The 14,509-nt window shown below is 40.9% G+C and carries 16 protein-coding genes; 10 read left to right on the forward strand and 6 right to left on the reverse strand.

Annotated features, from left to right (window positions below; genetic code table 11):
* Positions 1 to 283: 283 nt before the first annotated feature.
* From AACZ87_RS20915 to AACZ87_RS20925, 3 genes are read right to left on the reverse strand one after another with little or no spacing between them, the layout of a single operon-like run.
* Positions 284 to 538 (reverse strand): hypothetical protein, encoded by a 255-nt coding sequence (locus tag AACZ87_RS20915; RefSeq protein ID WP_339870028.1) that lies wholly within the window; start codon positions 536 to 538, stop codon positions 284 to 286.
* A 47-nt stretch (positions 539 to 585) separates the two neighbouring features.
* Positions 586 to 873, reverse strand: coding sequence for a transcriptional regulator (locus AACZ87_RS20920; protein ID WP_339870029.1), 288 nt, complete (start codon positions 871 to 873; stop codon positions 586 to 588).
* The gene (locus tag AACZ87_RS20925; protein ID WP_339870030.1) at positions 860 to 1,435 is read right to left on the reverse strand and encodes a hypothetical protein; all 576 of its coding nucleotides are present in this window, start codon (positions 1,433 to 1,435) and stop codon (positions 860 to 862) included. The genes AACZ87_RS20920 and AACZ87_RS20925 overlap by 14 nt, the downstream gene beginning before the upstream one ends.
* Positions 1,436 to 1,631: 196 nt before the next feature.
* Between AACZ87_RS20925 and AACZ87_RS20930 the strand changes: the two genes are divergently transcribed.
* The 4 genes from AACZ87_RS20930 to AACZ87_RS20945 all read left to right on the forward strand — a co-directional run bounded on the left by AACZ87_RS20930 (position 1,632) and on the right by AACZ87_RS20945 (position 3,816).
* On the forward strand, positions 1,632 to 2,084 hold the full coding sequence (locus tag AACZ87_RS20930) for a hypothetical protein (protein WP_339870031.1): 453 nt from the start codon (positions 1,632 to 1,634) through the stop codon (positions 2,082 to 2,084).
* Complete coding sequence (locus AACZ87_RS20935) at positions 2,081 to 2,449, forward strand: glyoxalase (RefSeq protein ID WP_339870032.1); 369 nt, start codon at positions 2,081 to 2,083, stop codon at positions 2,447 to 2,449. The genes AACZ87_RS20930 and AACZ87_RS20935 overlap by 4 nt, the downstream gene beginning before the upstream one ends.
* 132 nt (positions 2,450 to 2,581) lie before the next feature.
* Positions 2,582 to 3,193, forward strand: coding sequence for a hypothetical protein (locus AACZ87_RS20940; protein WP_339870033.1), 612 nt, complete (start codon positions 2,582 to 2,584; stop codon positions 3,191 to 3,193).
* Between the two features lie 164 nt (positions 3,194 to 3,357).
* Positions 3,358 to 3,816, forward strand: a complete 459-nt coding sequence (locus AACZ87_RS20945; protein ID WP_339870034.1) for a copper resistance protein NlpE — start codon at positions 3,358 to 3,360, stop codon at positions 3,814 to 3,816.
* A 3-nt stretch (positions 3,817 to 3,819) separates the two neighbouring features.
* Here AACZ87_RS20945 and AACZ87_RS20950 read toward each other — a convergent pair whose 3' ends face one another.
* Entirely contained in the window at positions 3,820 to 4,752 is a 933-nt protein-coding gene (locus tag AACZ87_RS20950) for a hydrogen peroxide-inducible genes activator (RefSeq protein ID WP_339870035.1), read from the reverse strand.
* A 178-nt stretch (positions 4,753 to 4,930) separates the two neighbouring features.
* Here AACZ87_RS20950 and AACZ87_RS20955 point away from each other — a divergent pair, with 178 nt between their 5' ends.
* The 4 genes from AACZ87_RS20955 to AACZ87_RS20970 all read left to right on the forward strand — a co-directional run bounded on the left by AACZ87_RS20955 (position 4,931) and on the right by AACZ87_RS20970 (position 8,405).
* Entirely contained in the window at positions 4,931 to 6,235 is a 1,305-nt protein-coding gene (locus tag AACZ87_RS20955; protein ID WP_339870036.1) for a Gfo/Idh/MocA family oxidoreductase, read from the forward strand.
* Positions 6,236 to 6,266: 31 nt separating this feature from the next.
* Entirely contained in the window at positions 6,267 to 7,484 is a 1,218-nt protein-coding gene (locus tag AACZ87_RS20960) for a redoxin domain-containing protein (protein WP_339870037.1), read from the forward strand.
* Positions 7,485 to 7,547: 63 nt separating this feature from the next.
* Positions 7,548 to 7,982, forward strand: a complete 435-nt coding sequence (locus AACZ87_RS20965) for a MarR family transcriptional regulator (protein ID WP_339870038.1) — start codon at positions 7,548 to 7,550, stop codon at positions 7,980 to 7,982.
* Positions 7,983 to 8,405, forward strand: a complete 423-nt coding sequence (locus AACZ87_RS20970) for an organic hydroperoxide resistance protein (protein WP_339870039.1) — start codon at positions 7,983 to 7,985, stop codon at positions 8,403 to 8,405.
* A 52-nt stretch (positions 8,406 to 8,457) separates the two neighbouring features.
* Here AACZ87_RS20970 and AACZ87_RS20975 read toward each other — a convergent pair whose 3' ends face one another.
* Positions 8,458 to 9,453, reverse strand: coding sequence for an NADPH:quinone oxidoreductase family protein (locus AACZ87_RS20975; RefSeq protein WP_339870040.1), 996 nt, complete (start codon positions 9,451 to 9,453; stop codon positions 8,458 to 8,460).
* A 191-nt stretch (positions 9,454 to 9,644) separates the two neighbouring features.
* Here AACZ87_RS20975 and AACZ87_RS20980 point away from each other — a divergent pair, with 191 nt between their 5' ends.
* Together AACZ87_RS20980 and AACZ87_RS20985 are read left to right on the forward strand one after the other, a co-directional pair.
* A complete protein-coding gene (locus AACZ87_RS20980) occupies positions 9,645 to 11,033 on the forward strand; it encodes a dipeptidase (RefSeq protein WP_339870041.1) in 1,389 nt (462 codons plus the stop codon).
* Between the two features lie 46 nt (positions 11,034 to 11,079).
* Positions 11,080 to 13,173 carry a cytochrome c biogenesis protein CcdA gene (locus AACZ87_RS20985; RefSeq protein WP_339870042.1) on the forward strand — a complete coding sequence of 698 codons (2,094 nt, stop codon included), beginning with the start codon at positions 11,080 to 11,082 and terminating at the stop codon, positions 13,171 to 13,173.
* On the opposite strand, the gene AACZ87_RS20990 is transcribed toward AACZ87_RS20985, so the two are convergent.
* Positions 13,170 to 14,447, reverse strand: a complete 1,278-nt coding sequence (locus AACZ87_RS20990; protein ID WP_339870043.1) for an alginate export family protein — start codon at positions 14,445 to 14,447, stop codon at positions 13,170 to 13,172. The genes AACZ87_RS20985 and AACZ87_RS20990 overlap by 4 nt on opposite strands.
* Positions 14,448 to 14,509: the final 62 nt, after the last annotated feature.

A 14,509-nucleotide genomic window follows, 5' to 3' on the forward strand; every position in this document is an offset into this window, starting at 1 on the left:
GAAATGGAATAGGTTTTTAGCTCCCCTGCTACTTCCGGTCCAATGTCATCTCCAAGAAGGTGTACCAGGTATCTCCTTGGTTGAATTCGCCGATTTCAAACCATTGACCTTTCTCATTTATTTTGATAATGTACCTGACCGATTCTGCAGGATACCAATAATATACATCCTCTTTTATTTCAGATTTGAAAGTCCCTTTTTGTCCAGATGGAAGGAATGATTGAAAATCAAACTGATTTTCTGCTCCGGAAGATGTGATGATGGCTAGCGCATTGTGAACAATTTATCCATCTGATTTACCTAATCCTTCAATTAGAATTGCTGTAGAATCTAGTTTGAACTGAATTTTTTCAGTTTGCTCAAATGTGTGCCTAACTCTATCCTGGCCAACCATCCAACCGGATCCCGACCATTCACCGACTAGGAAAGAAAGCTTTTTGACTTCAGTTTGAGCAGCTTTATCTGTCTCACTGCTTTGTGCAATTGATAGGTTTGTGATAACCGAAAGAGCGAGTATTAGAATTGTTGATTTTTTCATAATTTCTATAAATTGGTTTATGATATAAACTGTTGGGTCAAATTTTTTTAAGTGATATAATTCTTAAGATTTTCCACATAACTCTCGAATGCCTTCACACCAGTTTGGGTTATCGCACAGGTAGTTAGCGGACGTTTTCCTTTGAAGGACTTGGTGATCTTAAGGTAACCTGCCTTATCAAGCTTGTCCAACTGTACGCTCAGGTTTCCCGCAGTTGATTCCGTTTTCTCCTTTAAAAAAGTGAATTCGGCTGATTCCAAGCTGATCAGTAAAGACATGACTGCCAGGCGTAACTGTGAATGTAATAAGGGATCTAAAGGCTTAAACTCGCTCACGATAGGTGTTTTTCATGTAATAACCGGGCACAAGATATCCCAAAACCATGGCAATGCCAGCAACTAAATACTGCTCTGATACAGGTACGAGGAAAGCTACAATCGCTCCAATGGCTAAGACCAATGCGCCCATCTTGATAATGGATACCCGGATCAAACTCCCCGTAGCGAACATTCCCACGGCTGCCAAAATCAAAATCACCGGATTGTGATTAAAACCCAATACGGGCATAAATCCAAGTATAATTAGAATGGCAACAAATACACCAATCCAGACTTGGTTGAGGACCTGATCTAGATGAGTTCGGACTTTAGCATTTATTCGTTTTCTGTATCCCCAAAAGAAGCTGAAGAAAGTAGCTGGAAGAATCAGGATCCAAATGTAGTAAGGATGTTCATAGTTCGCTTTTTCAAGTGCATAATGCCCCAGACTGCATACTGCAATCACCCAGCCCCAAAGTAATATGTGGAAACTTCCATCTCCCGCTGCTTCTTTTTTAGCCTTAGCAATCATATCTGTGATGATGGCTAGAGACTCATTACTTGTTAGTTTTTGTTCCATAAGTATCTGTGCTAAAATTTGAATTTTATAAATGTAAATAAGTTTATAATATAAACCTAATTTTCTTTTTAGCTCCAATTTGATTCTTGAAACATATAAAACGTCAACGAACCCTTTGAAAAATTAGTGATCCTTTGAAAATTCATTTTTGAGTTCAAATTCTTATCTTCAATTTTCATCCTATTGATAATAAGCCATGAAGAATATTTTTCATCCTCAGATCGTTCAGGAACTGATCGATAGAATAAATGAGCTGACTCCGGAGACCACGCCTCGTTGGGGGATCATGCGTGTGGATCAAATGATGGCCCATTGCTCTGTTGCCTATGAGATGGTTTATACTGATAAGCACCCCAAGCCGAATGCATTTATGCGCTTCATTTTAAAGACGTTTGTGAAAAATGGAGTGGTTAATGACAAGCCATATCCCAAAAATGCAAGGACGGCACCTGCTTTTATTATTGCAGAGCGAAAAGATTTCGAGACTGAAAAAGCCCGTTTGATTGGCTATTTGGAAAAGACAAGAGACTTGGGGATTCCCCACTTTGAGGGATTGGAGTCTCTTTCCTTTGGACCTCTTACTGCTCAGGAATGGAATTCCCTTTTCTATAAGCACCTCGATCACCATCTAACTCAATTTGGCGTATGATACATCCTGCAAAGTCTATTCGGACTTTTCTTGGCTCCAAAAATTACAAAGAGAGTATTCGGTTTTACCAGGTGTTGGGATTTGAGGTGAAACCTCTTGACCCCAAGATGTCTTTGGTGAGAGTTAATGATTCTCTTGCATTCTATTTGCAAGATTATTATTTAAAGTCTTGGTGCGAAAACTCCATGATTTTTCTGGAAATAGAAAGTGATCTCGAGTCCTATTGGGAAGCAGTCAAAGTCTTAGGTTTGCCAGACAAATTCCCAGGCACAAAACTCAGTACCATTAAGCACAACGATTGGGGTAATGAATTTTTCCTTCATGATCCAGCTGGAGTGTTATGGCATTTTGGAATCTTCCATTGATACTACAATTTCGAACCTGAAGTTAAAAAGTGTCAGAATTTAACTGAAAACTAACTTCTTGGAACATGTTTCTTGTTTACTCCGTTCATAGTCAGTAGATTAAATTCTTTAACACTTTAACCAAAATGCATCATGAAAAAGTTACCTGGATTATTTTTGCTTCTATTCCTCCTAAGTATGAGTAGCGTCTTTGCTCAGACTACTGATTCTCGTAGTGAGATGAATAGATTGCTCTCAAAGAATTTGAAATACCCTACTGAATTGCGTCAATCGGATACCCAAGGGACGGTGGTTATTTCTATTGAAGTTGATGCGAGAGGCATCATGACTGGGGAATATGAGCTTCTGTCAGGTGATTTGGCTTTTCAGGAGGAGATAGAAAGAAACGTCAAACTGCTAAAAGAAAACTGGGATCCTTCTTATCTAATAGGGAAAAGTCATGGTCAGGAGTATTTGATGAGTTTTGAATTTAAGCTTTCAAAAGGGGGCGCATTTCCTCCAAATCCTTTTTTAACATCATCTCAGAAAACAAAGGAGATATCACCATTGGAGGCGGTCAGCCTAGCATTAGTAGAAAATCCATATTCCCCAAAATTATATACAAACAGAGCTGAATTATTGGAGAATGAAGGTCAGCAACTCCGTGCAGAAATGGATTTGAATCAGGCCGAATTTCTTAAGGACAAAATGTTGACAGAAATAGTGATTGTGGGATATGCAGCACAGGGCCCAAAATCTCTTTGAATTGCTTAAAAAATCAGGAAATACTGGAGAGGGCTTAGGCTCTCTTTTTTTTATATTGAAAGATGGCAATCTACTGCTTCCTTAATAGAAAAGCTCTAAAACTTAAGCTAGAGACATCTTTCGGTCTGATTCTTGATCTTTTTTGCAAAAATGATTACCTGAATATGAATAAAAACCTGATCCTACTAGGGCTTTTTGCATCCTTGGCACTTACCACTTCCTGCTCCAATTCCGAATCAGTTGCTGAAGAGGAAACTGAAATTAATTCAACAGAACAGGCTTTATATAGCGGTGACAATTCGGCCACTGCACTAGACTGGAATGGTACTTACAAAGGAACTGTTCCCTGCGCCAGCTGTGAGGGAATAGAGACCACCCTTACGCTCAATATCGACCGCACCTATAAATTATCAACCCATTATTTTGGTAGAAATGACGCCTTAGAAGAAGATGACATGGGTACATTTACCTGGGACGAAACAGGATCGATTATCACACTAGAGCAGGTAAGTAACGGACCTAGCCAATATAAAGTGGGTGAAAACCGCCTTTGGCAGCTTGATATGGAAGGAAAAATGATCACCGGAGATCTTGCAGATCATTACATACTGACCAAGCAATAAATCTTACTTAAACCTCACAATTTTTCCATGAGCTTTGGAAGTCATCTCCTGAGGAATAGAACTCGTAATCTCTTTGAATAGAAGCTCGACAAGCTTTTGTTTGAGGAAACTTCGATTCAGGATAATGCTCACTTCCCGAGTAGGGGCTAGGCCGGCGAAGGGTCTCAATCTTGTTTTTTCTTCATCAGAGAGTTCCAAAGTTGCCAGTTCAGGTAATAGCGTAACTCCTTTGTATCGGTTAACCATGTTCTTCAACCCTTCAAGAGATCCGCTTTCGTAGTGAAAATTCTTTGGGCCGCTTAGACTTTGATCACAAAGATTGATCACCTGATCCCGGAAGCAATGACCTTGCTGAAGCACCCATAAATCTTCTTGGGCAACTTTCTCCGGATGGAATACATCTTCCTTGAGCAAAGGATGATCCTTAGATAAATAGGCATAAAACTTTTCATAGAACATCGGCTTTTCCACTACCCCGGATTCCAGCAAAGGAGTGACTACAATTCCCAAATCCAATTCATCATTTTTGAGCTTTTTCACAACTTCCTCTGTGACCATTTCTTGTACTTCCAGTTTTACGTGGGGGTAATTCTCGAGGAATTTTCGTATAAAAAGGTGAAGTAAATAAGGAGCCAACGTAGGAATAATTCCCAATTTGATCACACCGGAAATATCTCCCTTCATCTGAGCGACCAACTCAAATATCCCTTTACTTTCAGAAACAACCTTTTTGGCCTGCTCGATGATCTGCACACCCATTTCTGTAGGGATCACAGGCATTTTACTTCGATCAAAAAGTATCACACCAAGGTCTCGCTCCAGCTTACTTAGCTGGGCGCTAAGCGTAGGTTGGGTAACAAAGCAGCTTTCGGCTGCATGGCCAAAGTGTCTGTGCTTGTCGACAGCGATGAGGTACTCGAGTTGTTGGATTGTCATAGGAAAAGGGCTCTGTTAGTCAAAAGTATAAATTTCAGAAAAGAGTTTCCTGTCTCCATCTTTTCTAAAATACTCCATTGATCAAATTGCCATCTATTTATTTTTCTATGGTGAAGAAAATCAGTACTTTATTTCACCTAAAACAAATAACCCTCAATTAACCTCACTAACTCTTGATATGAGCAAATCATATTTTTCCCGAAGGAAATTTCTCAGTGCATCGCTACTCAGCACAATGGGCTTTTCAGCTATTCCCAATCTAAGTTTTGGCACGAATATGCGTACTGCCGACACCTCTAAAATTCGCATAGGATTCATAGGAGTAGGGCGGCAAGCAATGGGCTTGCTTGGCAACATGATGAAAAATCCACTTGTGGATGTTGTAGCTGGTGCTGATGTCTATGAGATTAAATTGGATAGATTTAAAAAGCGAGTTGCTAAGCTATACAAGGATGAGAAAAAGCAAGCTCCAGCACTCAAGGTTTATGCCGATTACAAACAGTTACTAGCAAATCCAGAAGTGGACGCGGTGGTGATCGCCTCTCCAGATCATTGGCATGCGATGATGGCAATAGATGCCTGTCATGCCGGAAAAGACATTTATTTGGAAAAGCCTCTCACGTTCACAATTCGAGAAGGACAAGAATTAGTTAAAGCAGTGCGCTCCAATGGAACCGTGCTTGCAGTAGGAAGCATGCAGCGATCGGGGGCTAATTTTCAACATGCAGCCAGAATGGTCCAAAAAGGAATGCTTGGAAATATCAAAAAAGTTCTGGTCAATGTCGGGACTCCACCACATCCCAAACCTTATGATTTACCTGCTCAATCAGTTCCGGCAGGATTGGATTGGAAAACTTGGGTTGGACCACTTCCCGACATTCATTACAATGAAGAACTAGATCCACCTATTTCCCTCAAACCAGAGCAAAATGAGAAAGTGTGGGGAGCATGGAGATGGTATAAGGAAACGGGCGGCGGGTTAATGACCGATTGGGGAGCTCACATGATAGACATAGCCCAGTGGGGACTTGGTATGGATAGAAGTGGTCCTGTTGAAATAATCCCTGCTACTGATTCTACGCCGCTGAAATACATTTACTCAAATGGAGTGCCCATGATTATTGAGCCTTTTGACGAAGGTAGGCAGGGCGTGAAGTTCATCGGGGAGAAAGGCTGGATCAAGGTTTCTAGAGGTAATTACGACACCGATGTGCAAGCCTGTGAGCGTAAATTCGAGAAAGAGGAGTTTGGTTTCGGTGATCACCACGTAGATTTTATTGATTGTGTAGTTAAGCGAAAAGATCCTGTGGTGCCTGTTGAAATCGGTCATAGCTCGTGTACAGCTTGCACCCTTGGCAATATTGCACATGAGTTGGGTAGGCCGTTGAAATGGGATCCGGTAGCTCAGGTGTTTGAAGATGACTGGGAAGCAAATACAAAGATTCATTATGCCTACCAAAATGGTTATTCATTAAAAGTCTAGTGCCTATTTCGATCTTAAACCCTAATAATCTATGAACACTAAAATTAAGTATGTTGTAATATGTGAAGTCTTGCTTGGCGCTACTATTTTGCTCAGTCAATGCACGGGTAATTCAAAAGAATCAGAAGTTATTTCTTCGGAAACCAATCCAGAAACAGTTTTTGTAGCCAATCCTATTTTAGTAGAGGAGAAATCCGTAGCGAAGTTGGCAATTGGAGATGCTGCGCCGCCCTTTAATCTTCCAGGGATTGATGATCAATTTCATAAGCTTGAGGACTACTCAGATGCGAAGATTCTTGTGATCAACTTCACATGTAATCATTGCCCAACAGCACAAGCTTACGAGGATAGGTTTATAGACGTCGTGGATGATTACTCCGGGAAAGAGGTGGCATTTGTGGCGATTTCTGCAAATAGTCCGATAGGGATTCTTCCAGAAGAATTGGGATATACAGACCTGAGTGATACGTTTGTAGAAATGAAAATTAGGGCAAAGGATAAATCCTATAATTTTCCTTATCTCTACGATGGAGATGCTCATGAATTCTCTTTAGCCTATGGTCCTACAGCTACGCCACATGTTTTCGTTTTTGATAAAGACAGGAAGCTTAGCTATTCAGGAAGGATAGATGCTTCCGAGAAGCCTGGGACGGCAAATGCGGAAGATCTTCGAAAAGCAATTGACATGGCCTTGGCGGGAGAAGCACTTCCAGAGGGAGAAGCTCAAACTCCTGCATTCGGTTGCTCAATGAAATGGGCCTGGAAAAATGAATACACCATCAAGACTAATAAAGCTTGGGAAGAGAAAGAAGTAACTATTGAAAATCTTTCACCGGACGGATTAGCTGAGCTTTTGAAAAATGATACAGACGAATTAAAGCTAGTGAACTTTTGGGCTACCTGGTGTGGTCCATGCATCATAGAATATCCAGAATTTGTCACTATCCAACGCATGTATGGAGAACGGGACTTTCAATTTGTATCCGTGAGTATGGATAGTCCTGAGCAGTCAGATAGAGCGCTTAAATATCTTAAAGGTAAAGCCTCAGCACTTCCAAACTATATCATGGATACTGACGATAAATATAAAGTGATAGAGGTGGTCGGGAAGGAGTGGGATGGAAGTCTGCCGGTTACACTGCTGATAGAGCCAGGAGGGAAAGTGGCTTATAGGGTCAATGGAACTATCGATGCTAATGTGTTAAAAAAGAAAATAGTAGATAACCCTATGATTGGAAGGTGTTTTTAAGCGGGAGAGCTTATGTTTTAGGTATTATACAGTTAGATTGTATAAAATCCTAATTTTCGTCTCATGCTTCCAATCCATCAGCTTTCGCTTTCTCTTTATTCAAGTTCCAGATTATTAATTCAGTTCATTCAAAGCGGTTTGAATGAACTGAATTTAACGTATCCACAATTTCTTGTGCTATCAGTTTTGTGGGAAGAAGATGGATTGAAGGTCAATGAAATAGGGAAGCGTTTATACCTTGATTCGGGGACGTTGACGCCACTGTTGAAAAAACTGGAGGCAATGAATTATGTGAGGAGGCAGAGAGGGGAGGCGGATGAACGAACAGTTCATGTGGAATTGACTTATCCTGGAAAATCACTTCAAGTTAAAGCCCATGAAATAATTGAGCCCTTAAATGAGCAAATGACTGAATCTTCAGATTTAAAATTGGCTGAGCTAAACCATTCTATTTCTCACTTGTTAGATAGTATTGAAAAACTAAAAAGATCTAACTAAATGAAGAAGTTGAATATTGATTATACCGCGGTAGCCATAAATACGGGTGGTAGAAAAGGACATGTGAAAACGGATGATGGGCTTTTGGATTTTGATGTCGCCATGCCTAAAGAAATAGGAGGAGAAGGAGGTAAAACTAATCCAGAGCAACTTTTTGCTGCAGGGTATGCGGCTTGTTTCGGTGGTGCATTAGGTGCTGTTGCTGGGAAGACGAGTCTACGAGATTCAGAGATTACCGCCAAAGTACATCTGGGTAATTATGGTCCGGGTGATTTCGGTTTGGCGGTGGATATTTTTGTGAAAATACCGCATGCTGATTCTTTGGAAGCAGCCCAAAAACTAGTTGAGGAAGCGCATAAAGTTTGTCCTTACTCCAAAGCAACTAAAGGGAATATAGAAGTAAATGTGAAGGCTATCTCTTAGCTTTCGCTCTTAAAATCTACAGTCTAGCTACTCGCCTAGACTGTAGATATGTTTATTTGATGGATTGTGGTTGAGTTATTTTTATGATCCCTTTTTTAAAAATTTTGCGTTCTTGAAGAGCCATAAGTCCACTTGGTGCATTTTCTAAAGCATATAATCCTAGGTCGTGTCCAGTGATTTTTCCTTCCAAAATCCAGTGAAAAAGGGTCTCCATATTCTGCCTATTCTGTGAAGCTTCCACTTTTGAGAAATTCCCCCAAAAAACTCCAACAATAGAACATCCTTTGAGTAAAGGTAAATTCATGGGGATTTTAGGAATATCTCCATTGGCAAATCCTACAATCAGGTACCGGCCTTTCCATGCGATTCCTCGCAAAGCGGGATCAGTGTACTTTCCTCCAACAGGATCTAAAATCACATCAGCTCCCTTTCCATTTGTTAACTCCTTAATTCTGGATTTCAGATCTTCCGTTTCGTAATTGATCGTTTCATCAGCACCTTTACTACTGCAGTATTCCAGTTTTTCATCCGAAGATGCACAGGCAATGACTTTTGCTCCCATGGCTTTTCCCAATTCAACTGCAGCAATTCCGATTGCTCCGGAAGCTCCTAGCACAAGTAAGGTTTCTCCTTCCTGAAGATTAGCTCGATCTTTCAACCCATGATAAGCTGTGCTCAGGGAATAAAGCGAGCCAGCAGCTATTTCTGAAGAAATTCCATCAGGAAGTACAAAAAGTCGATCAGTATCCACAGCTATTTTTTCCGCAAATCCACCCCAGCGACAAAGTGCCAATACGCGATCTCCAATCTTCAAATTGCTTACATTATCGCCTATTTTGATGATTTTACCCACTACTTCTCCACCAGGAGAAAAAGGAAGCTCTGGCTTAAATTGATACTTGTTTTGGATGATTAGCAAATCAGGATAGCTCACACCACATACTTCTACCTGAATTAGAACTTGATTTTCCTTAGGTCTAGGATCCGGTAATTCTCCAATTTTTAAGTTTTCAGGTAGGCCAAACTCCTCGCAAATAACTGCTTTCATTTCTATGTAATTTTTTTACGATAAAGATCTTTAAGTCTATGTTTTCTATGATTCTATTTGGCTAAACTTTTTCGCCACTAATCAGCTTCGCAGGTTCTTGCTACCTTCCTGCCTGACAATTACATCTTTAAAATAGGCATTTCAGGCTGAAAAGGATAATTTTGAAGCTGTACTAAATAATCCCCAGATATATGGCAGTTAATGATTTTATCCGAGACAACAAAGATCGATTTCTTAATGAATTGTTGGATTTGCTCCGCATTCCATCGGTAAGTGCTGATCCTAAATTTAAAGATGATGTTTTTGCTGCGGCTAATTTTGTGAAGGAAAGCTTGGAAAAAGCAGGAGCTGATGTAGTGGAAATTTGCCAGACGAAAGGTTATCCAATTGTTTACGGAGAGAAAATCATTGACCCTGCTTTGCAAACGGTTTTGGTATATGGACATTACGATGTGCAGCCTGCTGATCCTTATGAACTTTGGGATTCTCCTCCTTTTGAGCCCGTGATCAAAAAGACGAAGATTCATCCCGAAGGAGCAATTTTCGCTCGTGGATCTGCGGATGACAAAGGGCAATTTTACATGTATGTGAAAGCTTTTGAAGCAATGATGGCTTCTGGAGATTTGCCTTGCAATGTCAAATTTATGATCGAAGGAGAAGAGGAAGTCGGGTCTGACAACTTGGATAAATTCGTCATCGAGAATAAAGAGAAGCTGAAAGCAGACGTCATTTTGATTTCTGATACGCATATGATTTCCATGCAAGATCCTTCCATCACGGTTGGTCTTCGCGGTATGGCTTACATGGAAGTGGAAGTGACAGGTTCCAATCGTGATTTGCACTCAGGTACATACGGTGGCGCTGTTGCCAACCCGATCAATGTACTTTGTGACATGATTGCTTCCATGCAGGATGAGGATAAGCATATTACCATTCCTGGGTTCTACGATAAAGTGCAAGAGCTGACGGCTGCGCAAAGAGAGCGCTTGAACGAAGCTCCGTTTGATCTGAATGAGTACAAAGAGAAATTGGACATTGATGATGTTCATGGGGAAAAAGGCTACACGACTATCGAGCGTGTTGGTATTCGACCTACGCTAGATGTCAACGGTATCTGGGGTGGATATATTGGAGAAGGAGCCAAAACCGTTTTGCCGTCAAAAGCACATGCGAAAATCTCTATGCGTCTCGTACCTGATCAAGACTGGAGAGAAATCGCTGAGTTATTCGAAAATCACTTCAAATCTATTGCTCCAAAATCAGTAAAAGTAAAAGTGAAAGCTCATCATGGCGGTTCCCCTGCGGTAGTTTCCGATTCATCTTTTGGTTACAAAGCAGCAGAAGCTGCAATGGAAGAGACTTTTGGGAAAAGACCTATTCCGACTCGCGAAGGTGGATCTATTCCTATCGTTGCGTTGTTCCAAAAGGAATTAGGTTCTGATCCGATTTTATTCGGTTTTGGACTGGATACGGATGCGCTTCATTCACCAAATGAGCACTATGGAGTGAAAAATTACTTTGTAGGTATCGAAACCATTGCAGCATTCTTCCGTCAGTTTAGAAAGCTCTCCGAAAAATAAACCCAGCCCTTGCCCCTAATTCTCAATTCATCTCTTTTCCAACTTCATGACTAAAGCCAAAGGAAAATCAGGAAAACTACTGCTACTGGCACTGCTTTTCTTCAGCTTCTACGCTCAAGCACAGATTATTGCTCCGCCAAAATGGACGATTTCAATCGAGCCAAAAAGTCTGGTTAAAGGTGAAGAGGCTAAGTTGGTATTCGAAGCACAAATTCCAATTGGTTGGTATATCTATGCCAATGATTTTGATCCGGATCTAGGTCCGATTTTGGCGACTTTGGAGTTGGATAATTCTGAAGAATATACTTTGACAGGTGGTTTTAAAGCCATTGATTCCAAGACAAAATATGAAGATATCTGGGAAGGTGATGTAAAGTATTTTATAGGGAAAGGGAGGTTTAAGCAATTATTTATTCCTAAAACTTCTTCTGGAAAAATTACCGGAACGTTGTCATATCAAATGTGTTCTGATGTCTCAGGTAAGTGTGTTAATTATGATCTTGATATAGAGACTGAATTCGAGGCTAGTGAGCCTCCTATTACCTCAACTCCTTCAGAAAGTACTGTTCCAGCAATAGATTCAGTTTCTTCTTCTGATTCTGAAACAGAGGATGCTCTTTTTGGTATCCAGGAAAATCAGGTGGATGAGCCAGTTGCCAATTCTTCTCCATCTATTGAGATCGTTCAAGTTCAAGAGAGCGAATCTCTTTGGGGATTTATGGTTTTAGCTTTCTTGGCTGGCTTGGCCGCTTTGCTTACTCCCTGTGTATTTCCAATGATACCGATGACTGTAAGTTTCTTTACTGGCCGTGCTGGAAGCAAAGCAACAGGAATACGAAATGCCATCATTTATGGCTTGTCGATTATTGCTATTTATACAATTGCTGGAACTGCAGTGGCCGCTATTCAAGGTCCTGAATTCGCCAATTGGCTAGCAACACATTGGCTTCCGAATCTTTTTTTCTTCGGGATTTTTATCTTTTTCGCCTTGGCTTTTCTTGGGATGTTCGAGATTACCTTGCCTTCTGGCTTTGTAAATAAAGTAGATGAAAAGGCTGAAAAAGATGGTTTGACAGGTATTTTCTTTATGGCTTTCACTTTGGTGTTGGTGTCATTTTCCTGCACAGGCCCTATCGTTGGATCTATTTTGATCTCTTCGGCTGGTGGAGAATTGATTAAACCGATTCTGGGAATGTTTGCATTCTCCCTAGCCTTTGCAATTCCATTTACGCTGTTTGCTATTTTCCCTGAATGGATGAATCGCTTGCCGAAGTCCGGTGGTTGGCTGAATTCTGTGAAAGTGGTTTTGGGATTTCTAGAACTGGCTTTAGCATTCAAATTCCTTTCCATCGCTGATCTGGTATATCACTGGGGAATCCTGGATCGGGATATTTTCCTGATTATTTGGATTGTGATTTTCTCTGGATTGGGACTTTATCTTTTGGGTAAAATTCGCCTTCCACACGATTCACCTATGGAGACCATAGGCGTGCCAAGACTACTTTTGGCTTTGTTCACCTTTATGTTTGTGCTCTACATGATTCCAGGTCTTTTTGGAGCGCCGCTGAAATACCTAAGCGGTTACCTTCCACCCATGTCCACTCAGCAGTTTAAAATGACTGGTGGGCAAAGTATGGTTGAGGCTGGAGAGAATATCCTGGGTGAACCAGTAAAATATGCAGATATCCCACTGGAAATACCTCTCGGCATTCAGGGGTATTTTGACTATGAGCAAGCAATGAGAGCTGCAAAAAAGGCAAATAAGCCACTTCTCATTGACTTCACTGGGCATGGATGCGTGAACTGCCGGAAGATGGAGGAAAACGTCTGGGTAGATCCGCAGGTTTTGAAGAGGCTGAAAGAAGATTTTGTAATGGTGGCACTCTATATCGATGAACGATTGGAGCTTCCTGAAAGCGAATGGTACACCTCAGAATATGACGGAAAAGTCAAGAAGACTTTGGGCAAGCAAAATGCTGATTTCCAGATTACCCACTTTCAAAACAATGCACAGCCTTACTATGTGATCCTAGATCACAGTGAAAATCTCCTCGCTCAGCCTAAGGGATATGAAACCGATATTCAGGAATTTGTTGAGTTTTTAGACGGAGCGAAAGAGAGGTTTAAGCAAGCGAATTAATCTTGCTTCATTTTATAAGTCAGCAATCTAGGATTCACAATCAATTGCACCCAACCCCAATTATTGGTGTTTTCTGAACTTGTTCCGCCTTTCACAGCACTCATACTTTCCGTGGCAAATAGCTGAGAGTACCCCACATTCATTTTCACATATTTTCCCAGGGAGTTACCATAGACTAAGTCAAGCTCTGTTCCCAAGTTTTGTGATAAATCGTCTGCCATTTCACCGTTGGCAAAAAACACGTGGGCATTCAGACCCAAAGTGGATTTCTCTCCAGTTGGTAAGGCTATTTTTCCATAGACATCATTCAGTCCTACATTGTTGGCATGATTTCCCACGTAGAAATAATCCATGTATCCATTGAATTTATGGTTGGTACCATATAATGGGAAAAAGGATTTATTCTTTTCTTCCCCAGCTTGATCTGTCCCACTCAATGACTCAAAACCCCCAATTAAAGTCACTTTTCCAGCTTTATATTTTGCCTCAACCATGTATTGGTACGCGCTCAGATCTGTGGAGGCATTTGCCTTTCCAGTCTGCAAATAAGCTGAACCCGTAATAGTGAGGGCAGAAAGCGGGAAGGTAAAGTAAGTGCCTGTAGTCTGGCGGTAATAAAGTCCGTCTGTCTGAGGAATGGGATCGCTACTGTACTTCTGAAAACCATTATTCATAAAGAGAAAGCTAATCGATCCTTTGTCCCACGCCTTAGTAAGGTGAGCCATTTGCATGGTTTTGTAGGAGAAAAACCCAGTAATGGTATAGTCACTACCTATAGTTTTTTGATTCTCCTGATTGTAGGCAAAAGCTAAATCCAGCTTGAACTGATCTTTGGAATACTGGATCATCGCGGCATCATGAAATCTTCCCTGCATCGCCCAATCCACTTCGCCAAGTATTCTCTGATCTTCATAAGAAATCGTTTGACGGCCAAGCTTTAATGCCCAGTTTGGAGTAAAAGAATAGCGAAGCCAAGCCTGAAAAAGGCCAAAAGAGTCATTTCCATCTGCTGCACTGAGTTGCTGGGTGTCGCCCCAAGTACTTACGTCCTGTACACTTAAATAGAGGCTTAGCTTTTCGTCTTGAAAACCCAAATTGAGTCTAGATCGCTGCGTTACAAATGCTGCAGGTTTTCCATTATCTGGGAATAGGCTACCAAAGCCGTGTCTATATTCAAACCGAGGACGTATGTCCGCGTCTAATGTGAATTCCTGAGCCAATACAATTTGATGGTATGCTACGAAGGCAAGAATTAGCGTAAAAATCTTTTTCATAGTTCGAGGGTTAGTGGTTAAATCTCGAACCAAATATAAGTATAAATACTTATTAAATTCTA

The organism is uncultured Algoriphagus sp. (assembly GCF_963974365.1).
In the GTDB taxonomy this organism is placed as follows: Bacteria; Bacteroidota; Bacteroidia; order Cytophagales; family Cyclobacteriaceae; genus Algoriphagus.

What these genes read in the sequence shown, in the direction of transcription:
- AACZ87_RS20915 (WP_339870028.1), bottom strand. Translation starts at nt 538, where the DNA reads ATGAAAAAATCAACAATTCTAATACTCGCTCTTTCGGTTATCACAAAC.
- AACZ87_RS20925 (WP_339870030.1), bottom strand. Translation starts at nt 1,435, where the DNA reads ATGGAACAAAAACTAACAAGTAATGAGTCTCTAGCCATCATCACAGAT.
- AACZ87_RS20930 (WP_339870031.1), top strand. Translation starts at nt 1,632, where the DNA reads ATGAAGAATATTTTTCATCCTCAGATCGTTCAGGAACTGATCGATAGA.
- AACZ87_RS20935 (WP_339870032.1), top strand. Translation starts at nt 2,081, where the DNA reads ATGATACATCCTGCAAAGTCTATTCGGACTTTTCTTGGCTCCAAAAAT.
- AACZ87_RS20940 (WP_339870033.1), top strand. Translation starts at nt 2,582, where the DNA reads ATGAAAAAGTTACCTGGATTATTTTTGCTTCTATTCCTCCTAAGTATG.
- AACZ87_RS20945 (WP_339870034.1), top strand. Translation starts at nt 3,358, where the DNA reads ATGAATAAAAACCTGATCCTACTAGGGCTTTTTGCATCCTTGGCACTT.
- AACZ87_RS20950 (WP_339870035.1), bottom strand. Translation starts at nt 4,752, where the DNA reads ATGACAATCCAACAACTCGAGTACCTCATCGCTGTCGACAAGCACAGA.
- AACZ87_RS20955 (WP_339870036.1), top strand. Translation starts at nt 4,931, where the DNA reads ATGAGCAAATCATATTTTTCCCGAAGGAAATTTCTCAGTGCATCGCTA.
- AACZ87_RS20960 (WP_339870037.1), top strand. Translation starts at nt 6,267, where the DNA reads ATGAACACTAAAATTAAGTATGTTGTAATATGTGAAGTCTTGCTTGGC.
- AACZ87_RS20965 (WP_339870038.1), top strand. Translation starts at nt 7,548, where the DNA reads ATGCTTCCAATCCATCAGCTTTCGCTTTCTCTTTATTCAAGTTCCAGA.
- AACZ87_RS20970 (WP_339870039.1), top strand. Translation starts at nt 7,983, where the DNA reads ATGAAGAAGTTGAATATTGATTATACCGCGGTAGCCATAAATACGGGT.
- AACZ87_RS20975 (WP_339870040.1), bottom strand. Translation starts at nt 9,453, where the DNA reads ATGAAAGCAGTTATTTGCGAGGAGTTTGGCCTACCTGAAAACTTAAAA.
- AACZ87_RS20980 (WP_339870041.1), top strand. Translation starts at nt 9,645, where the DNA reads ATGGCAGTTAATGATTTTATCCGAGACAACAAAGATCGATTTCTTAAT.
- AACZ87_RS20985 (WP_339870042.1), top strand. Translation starts at nt 11,080, where the DNA reads ATGACTAAAGCCAAAGGAAAATCAGGAAAACTACTGCTACTGGCACTG.
- AACZ87_RS20990 (WP_339870043.1), bottom strand. Translation starts at nt 14,447, where the DNA reads ATGAAAAAGATTTTTACGCTAATTCTTGCCTTCGTAGCATACCATCAA.